Source organism: Streptomyces sp. NPDC052043, from assembly GCF_044548235.1.
In the GTDB taxonomy this organism is placed as follows: Bacteria; Actinomycetota; Actinomycetes; order Streptomycetales; family Streptomycetaceae; genus Streptomyces.
Genome location: NZ_JBIUBT010000003.1, coordinates 546,484 through 567,551 on the forward strand (window position 1 = coordinate 546,484; position 21,068 = coordinate 567,551).

General features: G+C 71.2%; 19 protein-coding genes and 2 pseudogenes. 9 read left to right on the plus strand and 12 right to left on the minus strand.

All coding sequences use genetic code 11. From position 1 onward, the window contains the following. Window positions 1–72 precede the first annotated feature (72 nt). From ACIHCX_RS10360 to ACIHCX_RS10375, 4 genes are all read right to left on the minus strand, one after another. A complete protein-coding gene (locus ACIHCX_RS10360) occupies window positions 73–576 on the minus strand; it encodes a universal stress protein (protein ID WP_400028483.1) in 504 nt (167 codons plus the stop codon). Between the two features lie 55 nt (window positions 577–631). Next, window positions 632–1,834, minus strand: coding sequence for an arsenic transporter (locus tag ACIHCX_RS10365; RefSeq protein ID WP_400028484.1), 1,203 nt, complete (start codon window positions 1,832–1,834; stop codon window positions 632–634). Window positions 1,835–1,976: 142 nt separating this feature from the next. Continuing rightward, complete coding sequence (locus ACIHCX_RS10370) at window positions 1,977–2,690, minus strand: DUF4232 domain-containing protein (protein ID WP_400028485.1); 714 nt, start codon at window positions 2,688–2,690, stop codon at window positions 1,977–1,979. A gap of 199 nt (window positions 2,691–2,889) precedes the next feature. Next, complete coding sequence (locus ACIHCX_RS10375; protein ID WP_400028486.1) at window positions 2,890–4,254, minus strand: serine/threonine-protein kinase; 1,365 nt, start codon at window positions 4,252–4,254, stop codon at window positions 2,890–2,892. A 46-nt stretch (window positions 4,255–4,300) separates the two neighbouring features. Here ACIHCX_RS10375 and ACIHCX_RS10380 point away from each other — a divergent pair, with 46 nt between their 5' ends. Next, entirely contained in the window at window positions 4,301–4,852 is a 552-nt protein-coding gene (locus ACIHCX_RS10380) for an RNA polymerase sigma factor (protein ID WP_400028487.1), read from the plus strand. Window positions 4,853–4,945: 93 nt separating this feature from the next. Here the strand turns inward: ACIHCX_RS10380 and ACIHCX_RS10385 are convergent, their stop codons facing one another. Continuing rightward, window positions 4,946–7,321 carry a SpoIIE family protein phosphatase gene (locus tag ACIHCX_RS10385; RefSeq protein ID WP_400028488.1) on the minus strand — a complete coding sequence of 792 codons (2,376 nt, stop codon included), beginning with the start codon at window positions 7,319–7,321 and terminating at the stop codon, window positions 4,946–4,948. Window positions 7,322–7,550: 229 nt separating this feature from the next. On the opposite strand from ACIHCX_RS10385, the gene ACIHCX_RS10390 reads away from it, so the two are divergent. From ACIHCX_RS10390 to ACIHCX_RS10415, 6 genes are all read left to right on the plus strand, one after another. Next, window positions 7,551–9,830 carry a glycoside hydrolase family 9 protein gene (locus tag ACIHCX_RS10390; RefSeq protein WP_400028489.1) on the plus strand — a complete coding sequence of 760 codons (2,280 nt, stop codon included), beginning with the start codon at window positions 7,551–7,553 and terminating at the stop codon, window positions 9,828–9,830. A gap of 147 nt (window positions 9,831–9,977) precedes the next feature. Next, window positions 9,978–10,223: a hypothetical protein gene (locus ACIHCX_RS10395; RefSeq protein WP_400028490.1), complete on the plus strand. Its 246-nt coding sequence runs from the start codon at window positions 9,978–9,980 to the stop codon at window positions 10,221–10,223. 3 nt (window positions 10,224–10,226) lie between these two features. Then, window positions 10,227–10,604, plus strand: coding sequence for a toxin Doc (locus tag ACIHCX_RS10400; RefSeq protein ID WP_400028491.1), 378 nt, complete (start codon window positions 10,227–10,229; stop codon window positions 10,602–10,604). Window positions 10,605–10,703: 99 nt separating this feature from the next. Further along, a complete protein-coding gene (locus tag ACIHCX_RS10405) occupies window positions 10,704–11,480 on the plus strand; it encodes a methyltransferase domain-containing protein (protein WP_400028492.1) in 777 nt (258 codons plus the stop codon). Between the two features lie 140 nt (window positions 11,481–11,620). Then, window positions 11,621–12,445, plus strand: a complete 825-nt coding sequence (locus ACIHCX_RS10410) for a MerR family transcriptional regulator (RefSeq protein WP_400028493.1) — start codon at window positions 11,621–11,623, stop codon at window positions 12,443–12,445. Between the two features lie 403 nt (window positions 12,446–12,848). After that, window positions 12,849–14,495, plus strand: coding sequence for an RICIN domain-containing protein (locus tag ACIHCX_RS10415; RefSeq protein ID WP_400028494.1), 1,647 nt, complete (start codon window positions 12,849–12,851; stop codon window positions 14,493–14,495). Here the strand turns inward: ACIHCX_RS10415 and ACIHCX_RS10420 are convergent. From ACIHCX_RS10420 to ACIHCX_RS10435, 4 genes are read right to left on the minus strand one after another with little or no spacing between them, the layout of a single operon-like run. Continuing rightward, window positions 14,485–15,183, minus strand: coding sequence for a YbhB/YbcL family Raf kinase inhibitor-like protein (locus ACIHCX_RS10420; protein WP_400028495.1), 699 nt, complete (start codon window positions 15,181–15,183; stop codon window positions 14,485–14,487). The genes ACIHCX_RS10415 and ACIHCX_RS10420 overlap by 11 nt on opposite strands. Beyond that, the gene (locus ACIHCX_RS10425; protein ID WP_400028496.1) at window positions 15,180–15,746 is read right to left on the minus strand and encodes a cysteine hydrolase family protein; all 567 of its coding nucleotides are present in this window, start codon (window positions 15,744–15,746) and stop codon (window positions 15,180–15,182) included. The genes ACIHCX_RS10420 and ACIHCX_RS10425 overlap by 4 nt, the downstream gene beginning before the upstream one ends. 24 nt (window positions 15,747–15,770) lie before the next feature. Further along, window positions 15,771–16,091 carry a hypothetical protein gene (locus ACIHCX_RS10430; RefSeq protein WP_400028497.1) on the minus strand — a complete coding sequence of 107 codons (321 nt, stop codon included), beginning with the start codon at window positions 16,089–16,091 and terminating at the stop codon, window positions 15,771–15,773. Between the two features lie 27 nt (window positions 16,092–16,118). After that, window positions 16,119–16,559, minus strand: a complete 441-nt coding sequence (locus tag ACIHCX_RS10435) for a MarR family winged helix-turn-helix transcriptional regulator (protein WP_400028498.1) — start codon at window positions 16,557–16,559, stop codon at window positions 16,119–16,121. Between the two features lie 158 nt (window positions 16,560–16,717). Here ACIHCX_RS10435 and ACIHCX_RS10440 point away from each other — a divergent pair, with 158 nt between their 5' ends. After that, window positions 16,718–17,182, plus strand: a complete 465-nt coding sequence (locus ACIHCX_RS10440) for a GNAT family N-acetyltransferase (RefSeq protein ID WP_400028499.1) — start codon at window positions 16,718–16,720, stop codon at window positions 17,180–17,182. Here ACIHCX_RS10440 and ACIHCX_RS10445 read toward each other — a convergent pair. Both ACIHCX_RS10445 and ACIHCX_RS10450 read right to left on the minus strand, forming a co-directional pair. Then, window positions 17,175–17,447 (minus strand): annotated as a pseudogene (locus ACIHCX_RS10445) (IS630 family transposase); the annotation flags it as partial. The gene ACIHCX_RS10440 and the pseudogene ACIHCX_RS10445 overlap by 8 nt on opposite strands. 195 nt (window positions 17,448–17,642) lie before the next feature. Further along, window positions 17,643–18,476 carry a hypothetical protein gene (locus ACIHCX_RS10450; RefSeq protein ID WP_400028500.1) on the minus strand — a complete coding sequence of 278 codons (834 nt, stop codon included), beginning with the start codon at window positions 18,474–18,476 and terminating at the stop codon, window positions 17,643–17,645. 644 nt (window positions 18,477–19,120) lie between these two features. Here ACIHCX_RS10450 and ACIHCX_RS10455 point away from each other — a divergent pair. Next, window positions 19,121–19,885 (plus strand): annotated as a pseudogene (locus ACIHCX_RS10455) (transposase); the annotation flags it as partial. Window positions 19,886–20,635: 750 nt separating this feature from the next. Here the strand turns inward: ACIHCX_RS10455 and ACIHCX_RS10460 are convergent. Further along, window positions 20,636–20,965, minus strand: coding sequence for a hypothetical protein (locus tag ACIHCX_RS10460; RefSeq protein WP_400028501.1), 330 nt, complete (start codon window positions 20,963–20,965; stop codon window positions 20,636–20,638). Window positions 20,966–21,068: the final 103 nt, after the last annotated feature.

Sequence of the window (21,068 nt, forward strand, 5' to 3'; positions counted from 1 at the left end):
CAGGGTCGGCCCTGCTCGTGGAACGACACGAACAGGCAGGCATCACCCCGTCGCGGCGCGGGCCGCTGAACGTCAGCGGTGGTGCGGCGGCCGTGGTGGCGGAGGAGGGGGCATCGTCGTGAGGTCCGGCGCGGCCTCCGGCCACACCAGCAGCACCGCGCAGGGCGCGTGGTCGACGGCGAACCGCGCCGCCGGGCCCAGGCTGTGCGGGCCGAGCCGCTCGCGGTCGCCGTCGCGGGCCAGCACCAGCAGATCCGCGTCCTGAGCGGCCGCCACCACCTCGCGTTCCACCCGCCCGCGCCGCTCGATCCTGGTGCACGGCCGCCCGAGCCGGGCCGCGGCCGCCTCGAGCAGTTCGGCCGCCGACGTGCCCCCGAGGTCCGTCAGCAGGTCGCCCGGGTCGCGCTCGACGCTGCCGCGGCCGAGCAGTCCGGCGAAGGCGCCGTGCGCCACCGCGGGCACGTCCGGCCCGCTGACGTGCAGCAGGACGACATCGGACGCGGGGGGAGCATGGGTGCGTACGGCGTCCACGCAGGCGGGCCAGGTGCCCTCCACCAGCCAGGTGATTACACGCATCCGGTCGGCCTCCTTCCGTTTCCCCGGCACCATCCGTTTCCCGGCGCCTTCGGCTTCACAGCACCTGCAGCGCCCCCCACAGTGCCACCACCGCCGGCACCAGCGCGGCCGGCACGGCCAGCAGACCCAGCCGGGTGAACTCCTTGAGGTCCACTCCGTGTTCGTGCTGGTGCACGATCCGCCGCCACAGCAGGGTCGCCAGCGATCCGGCGTAGGTGAGGTTCGGGCCGATGTTGACGCCGAGCAGCACGGCGAGGACGGCCCCCGGTCCTGCCGGTGCGGTCAGCGGAAGCAGGACCAGCACCGCGGGCAGGTTGTTGATCAGGTTGGCGAGCACGGCGGCCAGCGCGGCGACGGCGAGCAGCGCGGGCAGCCCCGTACCGCCGGGCAGGATGCGCCCGAGCGCACCGGCGAGACCGTTGTCGACCACCGCGCGCACCACGATGCCCAGGGCCAGGACGAAGGCGAGGAAGGCCGGCGCCGCGGCCCGCACCACGCTCAGAGCGCTCGCCCGGCGCCGCAGCAGCGCGCGCCCGGCCAGCACCAGCGCCCCCGCCAGGGCGGCCCACACCGGTGCGACGCCGAACGCGGAGGCCACGATGAACCCGGCGAGCGTGCAGGCCACGGTGACCAGGGCGAACAGCGGCAGCTCGGGCGGCGCACCGCTGGGCGGCGAGGGCACCGCGGCGGCCAGGTCGCGGGCGAAGAAGCGCCGGAACACCGCGTACTCGGCGCCGATCGCCACCAGCCACGGCAGCGCCATCAGTGCCGCGAACCGGGTGAAGCTCAGCCCGCTCGCCGCGAACGCCAGCAGGTTGGTGAGGTTGGAGACCGGCAGCAGCAGCGACGCCGTGTTGGACAGGTGCGTGCAGGCGTAGACGTGCGGTTTGGGCCGTACGCCGGTCCGGGCGGCGGTGGCGAACACGACCGGCGTCAGCAGGACCACCGTGGCGTCCAGGCTGAGTACGGCGGTGATGGCGGACGCCAGCGCGAACACGGCGGTCAGCAGCCGCACCGGGCGCCCCCGCGCCCGGCGGGCCATCCACGCCCCGCAGGCCTGGAACAGGCCCTCCACGTCGCAGAAGTGGGCGAGCACCAGCACCGCGGCGAGGAATCCGACCACCGGTCCCAGCCGCTCCGCCTCGGCCCGCGCGTGGTCCAGCGGGATCGCGCCGGTGGCGACGGCGATCCCGGCGGCGAGCACGGCCATGACCGCCTCGGGCCAGCCGAAGGGACGGACGACGGCCCAGGCGAGCACGGCGACGAGCAGGACGACCGCGAGGGCCTCGGCCAGCGGGGTGTTCAGAGCGGTGTCCCTCCGGACGTGACCGACGGTGCCCGCCCATCAAAGCAAAGCGCCGTGCCGGACCCGCGCGGGAGAGCGCCGCGGTCCGGACGGGTCAGGGCGCGGTGCCGGGGCTGAGAACCGTCAGGAACACCGAGGAGGCGTTGCCGCCCACGGGCACCTGGCCGGCCGTCCACCGCACCGTGAGGTGGTCGTGCTCGTCCGGCGGAGTGACGATCAGCGAGGCGGGCGTCCCCGTCCTCGCGCCGCTCACCCCCGGGTTGGAGAAGGTCAGTCCCGCCCAGGCGCTCTGGCCGGGCTTCAGCGTCACCGTGGTGGGCGTGCCCGAGGACCGCTTCGGGTCCGGCCCCAGCTGCCTGCCGGAGGCGTCCACGAAGGCGGCGCCGGGATAGCCGTGCACGGTGCAGGCGTGGCCGGAGGTGTTCGTCAGGACGACCGGGAAGTTCTCCTGCCCGGCTCCCGGGTTCTCGCGGCCCACCGACGCGCTGAGTTCGGAGGTGTGACAGCGGGTGCCCGTGGCGGGGGCGCGGGTGTCGCCCGTGTGCGCGGTGGTGCCCGGAACGGAGCCTGCGGCCGTGCCGCTCGGCGGCGCGGCGCCGCGCGGGGGAGCGGAGCTTGCGTCGGGTGCCGTGCCGGGTGCCGTACCGGCCGGGGCGTCGTCGGTCGCGGGCCCGGCGGTGCCGGTCACCTTCTGCGGAGCACCGCTCGTGCCGCCGGCGCTGCCGCAGGCGGTCAGCGGCAGGCCCAGCACGGCGACCGCGCCGACGAGCAGGGCCGCCCGGCGGACGGACGGGGACTTGTGCGCCATGTTCCACACTCCTGGGGTCGCTCGCACGCGGTGTCCGCGTGCCCACGGCGCCGGGTGCGCCGTTCTGGATGTCCGATGCGCGGACCGGGCGAAAAGTTCGCGGTCGCCCGCACTTTTCTCCCGGTGACTTCTTCCCCGTGCGGCCCCCGAGGTGGCTCTCACCCGTACGGAGCCGGGTGGCTCTCACCCGAACGGGGGATCAGGTGACACGCAGGGAGCGCAGTACGCGGTCGGTCGCGTCGTCGCCGCCGTGCTGACGGATCTGCACGTACAGCTGCGGCTGACCGCCGTCGGACGGGACGAGCGCGGACTCCGTGAGCCGGCCGCCGCCGGCGCAGTCGCTCCAGGTCCGGATCAGACCGTGCCACCGCCCGCCGGTGTAGGCGCGGGCGCCGTCGTAGCGGCAGCCCGGGTGGCCGAGCGCGTCGACGCGGGCGGTGACGTCGCCGTGCTCGCTCAGACCGGCGAACACCCCGCGCGCGTCGGCGCCGAGGTCCTGCCACCGGGTCAGGTCGTCGGCGACGGCGAGCCCCGGCTCGTGCCCGGCGGGCAGCCCCAGCGCCGCGGGATCCCAGCCGGAGTCGCGCAGTTGGCGCCCCCAGCCGTCGGGCACCCGCAGCGCGATCCGGCCCGTGGCGTCCTCGACGCCCACGTCGGAGGCCGAAGAAGGCAGGTTCACCCAGGCGACGGCGGCCCCGGCGACGGCGACGGCGGCCACGGCGGCGGCCAGCACCACCGTCCTGCCCCGCCCGCGCGGGCGGACGGCGCCCGCCGGGGCCGAGGCCAGCCGGTCCAGCTCGTCCGCGAACGCCTCGGCGGTGGGCCAGCGCCGCTCGCGGTCCGGTTCCATGGCCCGCATCAGCGCCCGGGCCACACCGGCGTCCAGGCCCGGCCGCAGCCGCTCGGGCCGTACCACCGCGCCGGGCTCGGCGGGCACCGTGCCGGTGACGAGCCGGTAGCCGACCGCGCCCAGGCCGTAGACGTCCGCCCGCGCGTCGATGCCCGAGCCGGGCTCGGCCTGCTCCGGCGGACGGTACCCGGCCGAACCCGCCGCCAGGGTCAGCCCCGAGGCCTGCGCCAGGCTCTTGGCGAGCCCGAGGTCGGCGAGCAGCACCCGGCGGCTGCCGTCCGGCGCGGTGCGCAGCAGCACGTTGCTCGGCTTGACGTCCCGGTGCACGATGCCCGCCTCGTGCAGGGCGTGGGCGGAGCGGGCGGCCAGCGCGGTCAGCCGCAGCGCCTCGCGTACCGGCGGCGGATCGGTGGCGAGCAGGTCGGCGAGGGTGCCCGCGTCGGCGTACTCCATGACGAAGTACGGTCTGCCGTCGGGCAGTTCACCGATGTCGTAGACCTGAGCCACCCGGGACGAGCCGGCCCTGCGCAGCAGTCGTGCCTCGGCCAGGAACCGCTCGCGCACGTCGAGGCGGTGGGACCAGTTCTCGGCGAGGACCTTGACGGCCACGGGGGCCTCGAGCTCGTCGTCGTGGGCGAGCCACACCGTGCCGAAGGCGCCCGTGCCCAGACGCCGTTCGAGCCGGTAGCGGCCGATCCGCTCGAGGGAGTGCATGCGACTATGATGCCTGCCCCGGGATCCACGCAAAGGGGGCCCAGTCGTGCAGAACGCGGCACCGGTCGAAGATCTCGCCCGGCGCGCCGCCACCGGTGACGGTGCCGCGCTGGAAACCCTGCTCCAGCAGGTGCGGCCCGAGGTGGTCCGGCGCTGCGGGCGTTTCCTGCCCTGCCGCGAGGACGCCGAGGAGGCCGCACAGGACGTGCTGCTCCAGATCGCCCGGAGGATCACCGCCTTCGAGGGCCGCAGCCGCTTCAGCACCTGGCTCTACACGGTCGTCGCCAACTGCTGCCGCCAGAAGTACCGGGAGCTCAAGCGCCGCGCCGCCGAGCAGCCCGCGTGGATCGAGCCTGGGCGCTACGCCGACCCGCGCACCACGAGCGTCATCGCGGGCTCCCGGGTGGACCTGCTGGAGGCCCTGGACCGGCTGGAGCGGGAGCACCCCCACCTGGTGGCGCCGCTGGTGTACCGGGACATCTGCCGACTGGAGTACGCCGAGGCCGCCGAACGGGCGGGCATCCCGCTGGGCACGCTCAAGTCGCGGCTGTACGAGGCACGCCGACGGGTGCGGCCCTGGCTGTCCGACGGATCCTGAGCCCCGGCTGGGCTTGACGGACCGTGAGACCCGGCTGGGCTCCACGGACCCTGAGCCCGGACCCGGCCCGACCGGTCCCGCGACCGGCCGGGCTCACTCGTCGTCGAGCAGGCCCAGTTCCGCCCAGATCGTCTTGCCCTCGGCGGTGTGCCTGCTGCCCCACCTCCGGGTGAGCTGGGCGACCAGCAGCAGGCCGCGGCCCCCCTCGTCCCAGGTCTTGGCGCGGCGCAGGTGCGGAGCGGTGTGGGTGGTGTCGGACACCTCGCACGTCAGATGCGACTCGTCGTGGATGAGCCGGAGCCGGATGGGCGGGGTGCCGTACCGGATCGCGTTGGTGACCAGCTCGCTGACGACCAGTTCGGTCGTGAACGCCGCCCCGCTCAGCCCCCAGTCGTCGAGCCGGTCGACGACCTGCTTGCGGACCGGGGCGACCAGCGCCGGGTCGGCGGGGACGTCCCAGGTCGCCACCTGGGAGGGCGGCAAGGCGCGGGTACGGGCCAGCAGCAGCGCCGCGTCGTCCGAGGCGCCGCCCGCCGGCAGCAGGGTGTGCAGGACGCGGTCGCAGGTCTCCTCCAGGGAGCCGCCGCCGGCGGCCAGCGCCTTGCACAGCAGCCGGTGGCCGGCCTCGGTGTCCCGCTCGCGGCTCTCGACGAGACCGTCGGTGTAGAAGGACAGCACACTGCCCTCGGGCAGTTGGAGCTCGACGCTCTCGAACGGGAGCCCGCCCAGGCCCAGCGGCGGACCGGAGGGCAGCTCCACCCGGCGGGGCGGGCCGTCCGGCGGGACCAGCACGGGCGGCGGGTGCCCGGCGCGAGCGAGCGTGCAGCGGCGGGTGACCGGGTCGTACACCGCGTACAGGCAGGTCGCGCCGACCTCGCCCGGCCGCCCCTCGGCCCCGGCCTCGGCGGACATCCGGGCCACCACGTCGTCGAGGTGGGTGAGCAACTCGTCCGGTGCGAGGTCGATGTCGGCGAGGGTGCGTACGGCGGTGCGCAGCCTGCCCATGCTGGCCGAGGCCTGCACACCGTGCCCGAGGACGTCCCCGACGACCATGGCGACCCGGGACCCGGACAGCGGGATCACGTCGAACCAGTCGCCGCCCACCCCGGCCCGGGCCGCCGGAAGGTAGCGGGAGGCCGCTTCGAGGGCGGCGGTACGCGGCAGGCTGCGGGGCAGCAGGCTGCGCTGGAGAGCGAGGGCGGTCTCCCGCTCGCGGGAGTAGCGCCGGGCGTTGTCGATGCAGACGGCTGCGCGGGCGGTGACCTCCTCGGCCAGCAGCACGTCGTCGGGCATGAAGGGGGCGGGCTGCCGGAACCGGGTGAACACGGCGACCCCGAGCGTCACGCCCCTGGCCCGGATCGGCACGGACATCGTGGCGTGGACCCCGAGTTCCCCGGAGTGCAGGCGGCGCACCGGGTCCCAGGACAGCCACTTCTCGAGGTCGCCGGACTCCTTGGAGATCACCACGGCGTGGCCCGTGACCAGGCAGGCGCCCTGGGGGGAGGTGGCCGGGTACAGCTCGGTCCGCCCGGTGACGGCGAGTGCCTCGGGGCTGCCCGCTTCGACGGAGCGATGGGCGACCCGGCGCAGCGCGGCCGGCATCGCCACCGGCCCGGTGAGGGGTTCCCCGCCGTGCTCGGGCGGGTCCAGCAGGTCGACGCTGACGAAGTCGGCGAGGGCCGGTACGCAGACGTCGGCGAGTTCCTGTGCCGTCCGGGGGACGTCGAGGGTGGTGCCGATGCGCACACTCGCCTCGTTGACCAGTTGCAGCCGCTGGCGAGCCCGGTACTGCTCGGTGAAGTCGTGCGCGGCGACACACACCCCGCGCACCTGCCCCCGCCGGTCGGTGATCGGCGACAGGCGTGCCAGCCAGGCGCTCACCTGGCCGTGGCCGCCCATCGGCACATACGTCCGTACGTCGTTCCCCCGGCCGGTGGTGAGGACCTGGTGCAGGTGCCACTCGAAGGCCTCGCTCTGCCGGCGGCCGCCGATCTCGGAGTGGCGCAGGCCCCGCAGGCGTTCGGCCGGTACCTCCAGCACGTCCGCCATGGCGGCGTTCATCGCGTGCAGCCGCAGCCGCTCGTCGTAGATCGCCACGGCGCAGGGGGACTGGATGAGCTCCGCGTGGGCCAGTGGGTCGTCGGGGCCCGGGGGGCCGGTGCCCTCCAGCGGGGTGACCAGGAGCCAGTCGCCGCCGTCCTCCGGGCGCCGGTGGTGGGCCAGGATCCAGACGGGCACGGCGCGCCCGTCGCGGTGCCGCACCGTGAGGACGCCGTTCCAGCGGGGCTCGTCGGGAAGGGCGATGGCCGGGCCGTCGGCCAGCAGGGTCGCGGCCCGCTCGCCCAGCACCTCGTCGGGCGCCCAGCCGAGCAGCCGGCGCGCGCCCTCGTTCCATTCGACGAGGACGCCGTGCTCGTCGACGACAGCCCGAGCCGTGGCGGCTTCGTCGAACGGATACACGGGGCTCATCGTCGCCACTCCATCGCGCACACTCACAGTGAACGGTGCGTCACTTCCGTTCCAGCCTAGTGCGTACCGGCGCCGTACGGACGGCGACCCCCTGCCGGTCGGGCGCGCGGACGGGCAATACGTCCCGTCGGGACCGTTGACGGATGTCATGGCTGCAACAACCATGGTGCCTTCGCCCTTGGGAGCGCTCCCACGGGTGTCGCCCGTACCTCCTCCGAGGAGCCCAGACGTGAAACGACGCAGAACCACCCTGCTGTCCGTGGCAGCCCTGCTGGGGGCGGCCCTCACCGCCCTGCCGTCCGCCTCGCAGGCCCAGGCGGACGAGGTCGAGCAGATCAGGAACGGCACCTTCGACAGCACCATCGAGCCGTGGTGGACGAGCAACGTCACCGCGGGCCTGTCCGACGGCCGGCTGTGCGCGGACGTGCCCGGCGGCACCACCAACCGTTGGGACGCCGCCGTCGGACAGAACGACATCACCCTGGTGAAGGGGGAGAGCTACCGGATGTCGTTCACGGCGACCGGCACCCCCGACGCGCATGTCGTCCGGGCGGTCGCGGGGCTCTCGGTGGAGCCGTACGACACCTGGTTCGAGGTGAGTCCGCAGCTGAGCGTCTCGGGGAACACCTACTCGTACACCTTCACCTCCCCCGTGGACACGACGCAGGGTCAGGTCGCCTTCCAGCTCGGTGGCACCGCGGACCCCTGGCGCTTCTGCCTGGACGACGTGTCGCTCCTCGGCGGGGTGCCGCCGGAGGTGTACGAGCCCGACACCGGGCCGCGGGTGCGGGTCAACCAGGTCGGCTATCTGCCCGGCGGCCCCAAGAACGCCACCCTGGTCACCGACGCCGGCGCCAAGCTGCCCTGGCAGCTGCGCGACGCCCGCGGGACCACCGTGGCGCACGGCTGGAGCGCGCCGCGGGGCACGGACGTCTCCTCGGGGCAGAAGGTGCACTCGATCGACTTCGGCACCTACAAGGGGAGCGGCAAGGGCTTCACCCTGGTCGCCGACGGCGAGACGAGCCACCCGTTCGACATCGGCGCCGACGTCTACGACCAGCTCCGCCTGGACTCGCTCAAGCACTACTACACCCAGCGCAGCGGCATCGAGATCCGCGAGGACCTGCGGCCCGGCTACGGCCGCCCGGCCGGCCACCTGGACGCCGCCCCCAACCAGGGCGACTCCAACGTGCCCTGCCAGCCGGGCCTGTGCGACTACACGCTGGACGTCACCGGCGGCTGGTACGACGCCGGTGACCACGGCAAGTACGTCGTCAACGGCGGCATCACCACCTGGGGACTGCTGAGCACCTACGAGCGCACCCTGCACGCCCGCACCGCCCGGCCCGCGAGCCTCGGTGACCGCACGCTCGCCCTCCCGGAGAGCGGCAACAAGGTGCCCGACATCCTGGACGAGGCCCGCTGGGAGCTGGAGTTCCTGCTGAAGATGCAGGTGCCGGCCGGGCAGCCGCTGGCCGGCATGGCGCACAGCAAGGTCCACGACGAGGACTGGACGGGGCTGCCGCTGCTGCCGAGCCAGGACCCGCAGAAACGCGAACTGCACCGGCCGACCACCCAGGCGACCCTGAACCTGGCGGCGACGGCCGCGCAGGCGGCCCGCCTCTACGAGCCCTACGACCGGGCGTTCGCGGCGAAGGCCCTGCGGGCCGCGCGCACGGCCTGGACCGCGGCCCTCGCCCATCCCGCCCTCTACCCGGACCCGGACGACGGCATCGGCGGCGGCGCCTACCCCGACGACAACGCCACCGACGAGTTCTACTGGGCGGCCGCCGAGCTCTACCTCACCACCGGTGAGAAGCAGTTCGCGGACTACGTGACCAAGTCCCCGCTGCACACGGCCGACATCTTCGGCAGCGTCAGCTTCGACTGGGCCTCCACCGCGGTGCCCGCCCGCCTCGACCTCGCCACCGTCCCGAGCAAGCTGCCCGGCCGGGAGAAGGTGCGCCAGTCGGTGATCAAGGGCGCGGACACGTACCTCGCCACGCTGAAGGCGCAGCCGTACGGCATGCCGTACGCTCCCGCGGACAACATGTACGACTGGGGCTCCAACAGCCAGATCCTCAACAACGCCCGCGTCCTCGGCGCCGCCTACGACCTCGACGGCGCCACGAAGTTCCGTGACGGCGCGGTGCAGAGCATGGACTACATCCTGGGCCGCAACGCGCTCAACATCTCCTACGTCACCGGCTACGGCACGGTCAGCTCCCACAACCAGCACAGCCGCTGGTACGCGCACGAGCTCGAGCCGAGCCTGCCCAACCCGCCGAAGGGCACCATCGCGGGCGGGGCCAACTCCAGCATCCAGGACCCGTACGCGCAGAGCAAACTCCAGGGCTGCGTGGGCCAGTTCTGCTACATCGACGACATCGAGTCCTGGTCGACGAACGAGACGGCCATCAACTGGAACGCCGCGCTGGCCTGGATGGCCTCCTTCGCCGCGGACCAGGGACGGCCGGCCGGGCCGCCCGCCCACTCCGGAAAGGGGTGAGCGGGCCGGACCACAGGAACGCCGCCGCGTCCCCAGCGGCGCGGCGGCGCCCCCCCACGGCCGCGGACCCGTCGGCTGGTACCGCCGTCCCGGCGCTGTGACCAGCCGACATTTACGGGAAAGTACCCGCGCGGTACCGTGTTGACCATGCCAGCTCTCAATGTGGAGTTCAGCGACCGCGAGCTTGAGGACCTGCGTCAGATCGCCAAGGAACGCGGCACGTCGATGAAGGCGCTCGTGCGCGAGGCCGCCGCCGCGGACATAGCCCGGCACCGGGCCCTCCAGGAGGGCGCCGAGGCCTTCCGGCGGTTCTTCACCGCCCACGCGGACGAGTTCGCGACGGCCTTTCCCGAGGACGAGGCAACCACGAAGGGCGAGGGGCGGGCAGCCTGACCGATGACCCCCGTCATCCACATCGACGTGCCCTGGCTGCTCCAGCGCCACGAGGAGGTCCTTCCGGGCCAGCCCACGGTCGACGACTTCTCGGCCCTGGTGGCCGCCGTCGCCCGCCACCGCGTCGACCCGCCGCGTCTCGGCGTCGACTCCGACCCGGCCTGGCGGGCCGCCGCGCTGCTGCACACCCTCGCCGTGCTCAAACCCCTGCCCTCGGCCAACGCCCGCTTCGCCTGCGCGACGGCCGTGGCCTACATGTTCGTCAGCGGCGTCGGCATCGACCCGCCCTACGGAGCCCTCGTCGACCTCACCCGCGACCTGATGTCCGGCAAGACCGACGTCTACGGCGCCGCCGACCGCCTGCGCTCCTGGGAGATCTGACATCCGTCGCCGACGGGGAGCGTGCGCGCGGCGCTCCCGACCGACTCCATCGGCTCGCCAAGGTCTCGTCGGCTCACAGGAGTTGATTGACTGCCTCCCATGACCTCAACAGCGTTCGAGACCGCAACCCCCGACCCGATCGCCTACCTCGACCGGGTCGCTGGGACCGACCTGGGCCGCTCCTACAAGCGGCGCATGCTCGAGGAACTCGACATGCGCCCGGGCCAAACGGCGCTCGACCTGGGCTGTGGTCCCGGCACCGATCTCGCCTCGCTCGCCCAAGCCGTCACGGCGACAGGAACGGTGATCGGTATCGACCACGACCAGGCCACGGTCGACGCCGCCAGGGAGCGCACCACTGACCAGCGCACGGTCACCGTGCGACTCGGCGACATCCACGACCTGCCGTTGCCCGACCACACCGTCGACCGTGCCCGCACCGACCGGGTACTGCAACACGTCGCCGACCCTGTGCGAGTGCTCAGCGAAATTCACCGCGTGCTACGACCTGGTGGACGGCTCGTCATGGGCGAGCCGGACTGGGACACCCTGACCGTCGACCATCCGGACAGCGGCCTTTCGCGCGCCTACACCCAGTACGTCACGGACAACGTCGTCCGCAACTCCCGCATCGGCAGGCAGCTCCCCCGACTGTCGGCAGGGGCAGGATTCGCGGTGCCCGCGGTCATCCCGATCACCCCCGTGTTCCGAGACGTCCAGGCAGCCGACAGAATCCTCGGACTGGAGCGGACCACACAGCGCGCCGTGGCCGCCGGATACTTCACCGAGGAAGCGGCACGACGCTGGCTGGACCACTTCTCCACCGGGCTCTTCCTCGCGGCGATGACGTTCTACATCGTCGTAGCCGAGTCGTAGCCGAGCCGCAGTCGCCGGACCAGCGACGACAGGCCGCCGGGAACGGCTCCCGGCGGGCACGGACAGTGCCCAACACCACTTGCAGTCCGCCCGTAATCTCTTGACCCTGCCACCGTGTGAGGGCCAACACTCGAGGCGTCATGTTCACCATCGGAGACTTCGCCAGGCATGGACGTGTTTCTCTTCGCATGCTCAGGCACTACGACGCCATCGGCCTGCTGCGCCCCGCGCACGTCGACCAGTCCAGCGGCTACCGCTTCTACGAGGCGGCACAGCTGTCCCGGCTCAACCGGATCGTCGCGCTGAAGGGCCTCGGCTTCACACTGCAGCAGGTACTGACGATCCTCGACGAGGACATCAGCACCGAGGAGTTGCGTGGAATGCTGCGACTACGACGCGCCGAGCTGGAAGCGGCCCTGGCGGACGCGGCGTCGGGCCTGGCCCAGATCGAGGCGAGGCTCCGGTCGATCGAGAACGAGGGTTCCATGCCCCAGGAAGACGTCGTCATCAGGCAACTGCCCGCGGTCCGTCTGGCTGAACTGAGCGCGACAGCCACGAGCTTCAGCCCTGACGAGACCGGCCCGCTCATCGGCCGGCTCTTCGACGAGCTGCGCCGACGGCTCAACTCTGCCGGAATTGCTCCGACCGGCCCTCGCACCGTCTACTTCGAGACTCCTGACGAAGGCGACTACGGGATCGTCGTGCACGTCGGCCTCCCTGTCCCCGCGGGAGTCAGGGAGGACGCGGACCTCCAGATCGTCTCGCTGCCCTTGGTGGAATGCGCCGCCACGATCGTGCACCGCGGCATGGCTCACGGCTTTCTGAGCACCAGCCAGCTGCTGGTCCGCTGGGTCGACGACCACGGTTACCGGTTCGACGGGCATGCGCGGGAGGTCACACTCAACTTCTCTGAGAATCCGAACGAGTCGGTGGCCGAACTGCAAGCACCAGTCGTCACGATCTGACCTGGCCGCTGCCACGTCGCCACCGCCAAGCGTGCCCCCAGGGGACGGATCAGGTTCGGGTGCCCGACGTCCCCGCGGATCCCGAAGTCACGTCACAGAGCGAGGGATGTCGCACACTTCACACCGCGCGTGTGGCGGCGGTGGGAGCGCGTACGTGTGGGCCGCGCGGTAGCGTACGCGCACAGCGCCCGGTGACGTCCCGCTTCCTGACTTCCCGTCAATGATGCCCCTCTTGTCGGTATGTCTTGTTGTGTGTCGCCGAGCTGTGCAAGGCTGAGCGGCCCGTGCGTGGGCAAGGGCCGGTTTCCAAGGAACAGTTGGGGAGTCGAGCCGATTCGTCCGCCGGCCGTGTGCCAGACCCGCGGGCCCGCTCCACACAGGTACGTACCAAAGGAAGCTCTTCGTGCCCACCCCCCACCCCTCTCGTCCTCCCAGCCCGCCGCCCGGCGGGATACCCGGGGAGCCCGACGAGTCCCTCGCCGCCCGGCTCACCGGCAGCACGGACGACGAAGTCGCGCAGTGCGTCGCCCTGCTGACCGCACGGCACTGGCAGCCGGTCCACGACTACGCGGTGATCTGCCTCGCCTCCCCGGCACCCGTCGCGGCCATGGTGGCCTCGGCCGCCTTCCACCAGGTCCTCGACCGGTTGACCCTGGGCGAGCCGGGCGTCGCGCTGCGCCCCCGGCTGCTGCTGACCGTGCGCGACACGGTCCGGCTGTGGGCCGGCCAGGACCGCCTGTGCGCCGCCCTGCCGGAGTTGCACAAACCCGCCGGAGGCCGGGGCATGCGGGCCGCCGCGAACCTGGTCCCGGAGAACCGCCGGCTCGCCCAGCGGTCCTTCGAGGGCCTCACCCCGGCCGCCCAGTGCCTGCTGTGGCACACCGAGGTGGAGGCCGAACCGCTCGACGTCCCGGCCGGGTTGCTGGGCATGGACCTCGACACCGCCTCCCGCACCCTGGAAGAGGCCCGGGACAAGTTCCGCGAGGGCTGCGTGCGCGCCCACCGCGAACTCGCGCCCACCGGTGACTGCCGCTTCCACAACCGGCTGCTCGAGGTGCCGATCCGCCGCGGCGGCGGCCTGCTGCCGGACGTCCAGCGGCATCTGGACGACTGCCGCTACTGCCGGGCCGCCGCCGGACAGCTCGGCCAGGTGGAGAACGCACCGGGTGCGCTGCTCGCCGAGGCGGTGCTCGGCTGGGGTGCCCGCCGCTACCTCGACTCCCGTCCGGGCCGCGCCGGGCAGACCACGCGCGCGAAAGGCACCGCCCGGCACGGCGGGGGACGGCCGACCGGCGGCGGCCGGTACGGGCTGCTCTCCCGGTTCGCCGCGCCGGGCCGCCGTGTCCGGGGCATTCCGCGCTCGTCCCGGGCGCTGCGCACCGGCCTCGGCGTGGTCTGCGCCGCACTGCTCGCGACCGTGCTCGGCGTCAGCCTGTGGCCGCACGGCGACGGCACCGCGCCGACCGCGTCCACCGGCGTGACCGGCACCGGGGACACGGCGCACGGCACCGACTCCGGGACACCGTCCGCCGGTTCCGCGACGCCCGGCGCCGCCGGGCCGTCCCCGTCGACCGAGCAGACCCGGCTGCGCAACGTCGCGGCCGGCCTGTGCCTGGCCGTCCGGGGCGAGGCGAAGGCCGGAGCCCCCACCGAACTGGCCGAGTGCTCCTCGGCCTGGAGCCAGCGGTGGACGCTGGAGGACGACGGGCTGCTGCGCAGCGTCGCCGACCCCGGCCTCTGTCTGGACTCGCACGCCGACGCGGGTGTGGTCGTCCTCGGCACCTGTGCGGAGGCCGGCGACGCGCGGGCCCCCGACGTCCGCTACGACGTGGGCGGGCAGGGGCAGTTGCTGCCCCGCTGGGAAGAAGGGCTCGCCCTCGCCTCCGCCTCGACGCAGGCGGGCGCGGACATCGTCGTGAAGGTCCGCGACGACACCGCCGCGCAGCGCTGGGCGGCGGACTCCGTGTCGGTGACTCCGGGCCCGCTGTCGGTCGCCGGGACGGGCACGCCGTCCACCCGCCGGGCCGCATCGCCGGCCCTCACCATGTGAGGGCCCGTGGCCGCCGCCCGCGTCCGGGCGGCGGCCACGGCCGGCAGGCGACCACCTGCGCTGCCCGGGCCGCTACAGCTTCGCCGCCCGCCCGCCGCGCGAGGGCCTGTGCCCACTGCGTCAGCCGGCGACCGTCCACCCGGCCGCGGGCGAGGACGGGTGCGGTGATGGCGGGCAGGAGGGCGCGGGGCCGTGCCCGGTTCGGCCGCGCTGTGTCGGGGGTGCTTTCCACGCGGGTGGCGAGGGCGAACAGCTGGAAGATGTAGTGGTGCGGCCCGTGGCCCTTGATGGGTCCGGGGCCGTGGTATCCGCGACCGATGCTGGAGCGCAACACCTGCACTCCGGCGGCCGGCTGCCGTGCGTCGAGGGCACCGGGCTCCAGCTCTCGGACTGCCGGGTCGATCAGGGCGACGCAGTGCACAGCGGGCTTGGCTATGGGGACGTCGATGTCCTCCATGACCAGGAGGAGTTGGGCGGTGCCGGCCGGCGGCGGGGTCCAGGCCAGGTGGGGGGACAGGTTGTCGCCGCCGATGTTCCTGAGGCAGTGCTCCAGCGGAAGGGAGTCTCCGTCGCCGAAGTTCCTACTGGTGAGGGTCAGCGACTCGGCACCTTGCAGATGGGGCAGATTCCACGCCGCGTGGGTCTCGCCTGCTCTGCGGTTCTTCAGGATGCGGCCCAGCAGAGTCATCGCGTTGCCTCGATCATGTCGATGATGTCAGTGACGGTGGCGGTCTCGCCGAGTTTCGGGAAGACGCGTTCGGTGCTGTGGCGGTGGGCATCGGCATCAGGGTCGCTCATGGCGTCGGTGGCCAGGACGACGTGGTAGCCGTGGTCGGAGGCCGAGCGGGCGGTCGACTCCACGCCTGAGCTGGTCGCGATTCCGGCGAGTACGAGCTGGGTGACGCCCAGGTCCCGCAGGAGGGTGTCGAGCCCGGTGTCGTGGAATGCGCTGCGCCGTCGTTTGGTGATCAGGTGGTCGGTCGGCTGGACGTCGAGTTCGTCGATGAGGTCGGCCCAGCCGGAGGGCAGCGCGGCGCCGCTCCCGGAGCGCTGGGTTTCGGTGCGTCCCGGCGCGCGTCCGGTGACGTTGACCAGGACCACGGGCAGGCCGTGCCGACGGAACTCGGCCGTCAGGTGCGTCGCCTGCTTGACGGCGGCAGCCGCCTGGCTGTCGGTGTGGGCCGCGACGATGCCCTTGTGCAGGTCGATCACCACGAGCGCGGGCGGGGGATCGATGGTTGTCAGTGCCATGGGTGTTTCTCCTGTGGAAGCCTGCTAGTTGCCGGGATCGAGGCGTATATGGCCTTTCTCCCCATACAGTGCTTCTGTCCCGTCGTCGGTCGAAGTGGCAAGGGTGTCGCCGATGGTGGCCGTTCGTGGTGCCAGGGGCTTGGCGGTGGGGCTGGTGCCGCGGAGCAGGGAGGCCGCCAGCGGGTCCAGGTGCACGCCTCGGAAGATCGCCGGCAGGGCAATCAGCACGATCGAGCAGTCCAGCGCGGACATGAAGACCGCGGCGGTCGTATTCGCCAGCGCCGTCCACTTGTACCGGTCATCGGCCGGGCGGCGCGGGGCGTGCGTCTCGGGAGAAGCCGTCATCGGTGCGCTTCCCTGTTTCCGCCGGGGTCAGATGTTCTGGGCCAGCCGCTCCAGCAGCGGTGCGGCCGATGCGAGTTGTTCCAGCTCGGCGGGGGTGAACGCGCCGCTGGTCAGGGACCGCGCGATGAGTTCGGCCCGCGCGTTGCGCTTGTCCTTCAGCGCCTGCACACCGGCGTCGGTCACGGACAGCACCATGCGCCTGCCGTCGTTCGGATCCGGGTGGCGCTCGACCAGCCCACGGGTCCGCAGCGCACTGAGTGTCGCCCCCATGGCCTGCGCGGTGATCTGCACCTGGCGGGCCAACGCCGAGGAGGTAGTGGGGCCTGAGCGATCCAGGCGCGACAGCGCGGTCCGCTCGGGCATGGTGAGTCCGCCGTCGACGGGTACTTGGCGCACCCGTCGTACCAGCCCGCTGATACCGGCCAGCAGGACCGAGGCGACTTCGTCGGGGTCCGGGTCATCGTTCACATACTAAGGCTATCTTATCAACCAGCCTTATCATCTGGCTCCCCGCTTCACCGTCCCGGGAGAAGCGGGGCGGCCACCGCGGGCTCGCCCGTCTCCCTGGCAGGCGAAGGCACTCGCGTCGGAGGCCGCCACCTCGAGTCGTCTGTCAGACTGCTCGGGTGATCGTCAGACTCGCGCGAGAGCAGGACTTGCCTGGTTTTCTCGGTTTGGCAGCCCAGGTCGAGCACTGGTTCGGCCCGATGGTCGAGGACCCTGGTTTCCACAGCGCCGTGGACAGGCACATTCGCCGGTCCGCCGCGCTCGTCGCCGTCTCCTCGGGATCGGGGATCCTCGGCGGTCTGCTCTTTGGTGCGAAGCCCCCGACTTACCACGTCCATTGGCTCGTCGTCTCAGAGAAGGCGCGTGGGAAGGGCGTCGGTGAGGCGCTGATGGCCGACGCAACGCGCAGGTTCGTACTTGGCCCGGGCAGCATCGAGGTGGTCACCTTCGGGGCTGACCACCCGGGCGCTGTTGCCAGCGGTGCACGCGCCTTCTACGAACGTCTCGGGTTCACCCCCGCTGAAGCCACTGATCCGGGTCCGGAGGGCGGTTCACGGCAAATCTATCGCCGGGCGGTCACCTGATGCAGACGCCAATTGCCCTGGCGACGACCTCGCGTAGGCGTTCGTCGGCGGCGTGCTTGTTCCGCCAGAAGATATAGCGGCGGATCATGCAGCCCTGCTCCTTGTGGCCAACGTGGTCGGTGCCGTCGAGGGCGAAGTAGCGCAGGGCGGTGAATTGGGCCTCGATCCGGTTCAGCCAGGAGCTGTTGGTCGGCGCGTAGACGAGCTCCAGGTTGTTGGCCCTGGCCCAGTCGCCGACCCGGGTGTCCTGCTTCGTGGTCAGGTGCGACTTCTTCTGCGACCGTTGCGGCTTCGAAGGACTCCTGCTCGGCGGGCGCCTCTGCGAACAGTGCACTCTCGCCGACACACTCACCCGTCTCCTCCACAATGGCACCGGAGACGTGGCTCCCGCACTCTTGCCCCTGGTCACGGCCTTGCTGGAGATGGATCGGCCCCAAAGTCGACTCCGCCGACCTGAGTCTCACATCGGGTGATCATGCCAGGGATAGCGTTCGAAATACGCTCTGAGTGAATCGGCGGTCCTATTCAGGTTCGAACAGAACTCCGGGAGCGCCTCTTCCGACAGAACGGTGATGATCGGATGGCTTGCTTCGTTGGCGGGAACCCTGTTTCGCCAAACAATAGTTCCCTTGGTCACCTTTTCGATTTCAGGCTCTCCGTGGGATCCCAACCTGCAAGAATAGATGGGGGAATCAACGACGATCACTGGCATAGCGATGTGATACGCAGTGTTTCCACGCAGTGGATACTTGTTCGCGATTCCATACGCAGCCTTCGTGACGCTCGTCATGGCTCCGTATGCCGCATCCTCCCTGCTTTTCCCCAGGCTAGTGCGGACGGCCGAGTAGGCAGGTGGATCGCCGTAAGCAAACGACGGGAAGCGAAGCTCCCAGGGCCCGGACCCGACCCGCCCCTTCACGGCCTGGCTGGCGAAGTTGCTCCAGTGCTTCCATGCTCTCTCCAGCACGTAACGCTGTGCGATCTTTGCGCCATCGGAGAGTTTCACCCCGCCAGAGAAGAGAATCCAAGGTTTCCCAGGAGAGCTCTTGCACTCAATGACAGGGCAGAGGTAGGGGGTTGGAATTTCTTCATCATATTCGCGCAGGGGGATTCGGATGCTGAGGTCAATTTCCCTGAGATCGCCAGACTCTGCATCTCGATAGTACTCGGACTGAGTAAACCTGATGGCATTGTCTCGCAATTTCTGGGCCACTCTCATTTCCAGCGGATAGCCCTGATCCGAGAGCCATCTTAATACTTTTGAAGCCAACGGATCGGTGTCGGAATCATCCATATACCTCACGCCCCCTCGATGTCATGAATTCTGATGCGATCCATCTGTCGCAAGCCTGCCACATCAAGAGGAAGGCTCGCTCGACTTTGACGTAGCGGCGATCACCACACCCACACAGCACCAAACGGACAGTCGGCGCCCGCAGCGCGCGGCCCTTTGCGGCTGAGCGCTGCAAGCGCCACCCCTCATCCCCATCTCGGACACGAGGTTGGCTGGTCAGACCGGGGCAGCTCGGGCCGTCTGTGGGCCGTCCGAAGGGGGCCGACGACAACAGATGACGACAGTCGACGGCAGCCCTTCCCCTGCTCAGCGCTGGTGGTTCGAGTACCGGCGCAGGTGCCAATCAGTGAAGCAGAGTTGAGGAAGATCAGAAGTCGTCCGTGCCCCATCCGTGCCCAATCGCACGGGGAACCGCAGGGAACCGCGGTGTCGAGCGGGCACGACGCAACGCAACGGCCCCTGACCGATTCGCCTGGTCAGGGGCCGTTCACCTGCGCGGTGGGTGTGGGATTTGAACCCACGGTGACTCGCGCCACGACGGTTTTCAAGATCGTCGACGGTCCTGCTTTTGCTTCAAGGCTCCGCCGACCAAACGACTAGAAGTTGTCCCGTAACCGGTGGGGCGGTTGGTGCGTTGGCTGGGCATGGGCGGGGTGATCTCAGCAGATGATCCGAAGTGGATCGAGCCGTTCTCGGGGCTGACCGAGGTGCAGTTCGCCAGGCTGGTGGCGTTGGTACGGCGTCGCGGTGGTGACGTGCAGCGGGGCCGGCCGTGGCGGCTGCCGCTGGAGGACCGGGTGTTGCTGGTGGCGACGTACTGGCGCACGAACCTCACGTTGCGGCAGGTGGCGCCGTTGTTCGGGGTCTCGAAGTCGGCGGCCGACCGCATCCTCGATCACCTGGCACCTCTGCTGGCTGTCTCGCCGGCTCGTCGGCCTCGCGAGGACACTGTCTACATCGTGGACGGCACCCTGGTGCCTACCCGCGACCGCAGCGTCGCCGCCTCGAGCAAGAACTACCGGTATTCGACCAACCTGCAGGTCGTCATCGACGCCAACAGCCGCCTGGTGGTGGCGATCGGCTTGCCGTTGCCTGGCAGCCGCAACGACTGTCGGGCGTTCACGGAGTCCGGCGTCGATCGGGCCTGCCGCGGCGCACCGACCATCGCCGACGGCGGCTACCAGGGGACCGGCCTGCTCATCCCGCACCGTAAGCGACGAGGTCAGACGCACCTCAGCCCCCGACAGGAAGCGGAGAACGCCATCCACCGCCGGGCGCGAGCTCGCGTGGAACACGCCCTGTCGCGGCTGAAGAACTGGAAGATCCTGCGCGACTGCCGGCTCAAGGGCAACAGCGTTCACCAGGCCATGCTCGGCATCGCCCGACTCCACAACCTGGCCCTCACCGGACAACCCGCACCCCATACGGGACAACCTCTAGGAGACGCGTATCCGACTGTCGCCGAGGACATCCGCAGCCGCTACGCGGAGGCCTTTCACCGCCTGGTACAGCAGGTGCTCCCGCTCAGCGGCGAGTGCGGTGTCCGCAGCCTTGCGGGATGTGTCACCCGCATGGGCATCACGCACCATTCGCCGCATGACCTCGGCCAGGGCGTCGGCCGCATGCACCGCACGATAGAGCGCCTCCACCACGGACTGCGGACCTTCGAGGATGACGAACTCGGCAGCTCGGTGAACGCCGCGGACCTGGGCGTAGAAACACTCCATCTTCTCGTCAACTTCCCGCAGGTCTGGTCGGTCCCCCCGCAACGAGTCGCGCACCGCATCTAGGGCGACATCCCGGTCGTACACCGCGGCCAGGTAGTTCGCGTAGGCGTCCCGACGGTGCTGCCGGCGCCACTGAGCGAACTGCGAGCGCGCAGCCGCGCGCCCGGTGACCATCGCGGAGCCGAGGGTGGCGAGTGAGCCCACGGCGGCGCCGAGCAGTGCAGCAAGTCCAGAGTCCATGGCCCCATTCTGCCGATGCTCAGGCCTGGCAACCTCAGCGGCTGTCGTACCAGGTTGACATCCACGGATGACATCAACGACGCGGGAAACCAGCACACTTGCGTGCCCCTGGGCGGACTACGCCACCGCAGAACTCTGCGGCTGGAGCGTACGCGGATCGAACTCCTAAAGCGGTGCTCACCTACGGCGAGTTCAAAGCGAGGGAGAGAAGCCGGCGGACTGGTCGAGGTGGAACGGTGAGCCCGCACGCGTGGGATTCCAACCCTGCCGTAGGGCGGTCCCGATGGCATCGGCGACATCGGAGGGCAGTACCGGGGTGCCCGGGCGTCCGAGCCAATTGCCGGTGTGAGGCTGATTCGTGGTGACGACGAGAGTCGTCCCAGGGTGCTCTGCATGCTCCGCGGCGTAAGTGCACGGCGACCAGCAGAGAGCCTGGCAGTAGGTGGGCCTGCGCCGCAGCCGCCAGCGGTAGGTCGTTCCGTCGACAACTATGCGTCGTGATCCCTTGCGTCCCAGTGCCATGTCTCCCCCTCGATGCCAGGATGCCAGTGCGCCCAGCACATAGACATCCGGGCCGTCTCTGGGCCGTCCGGGGTCAGCCGACGCCGACCGACAACGACAGAAG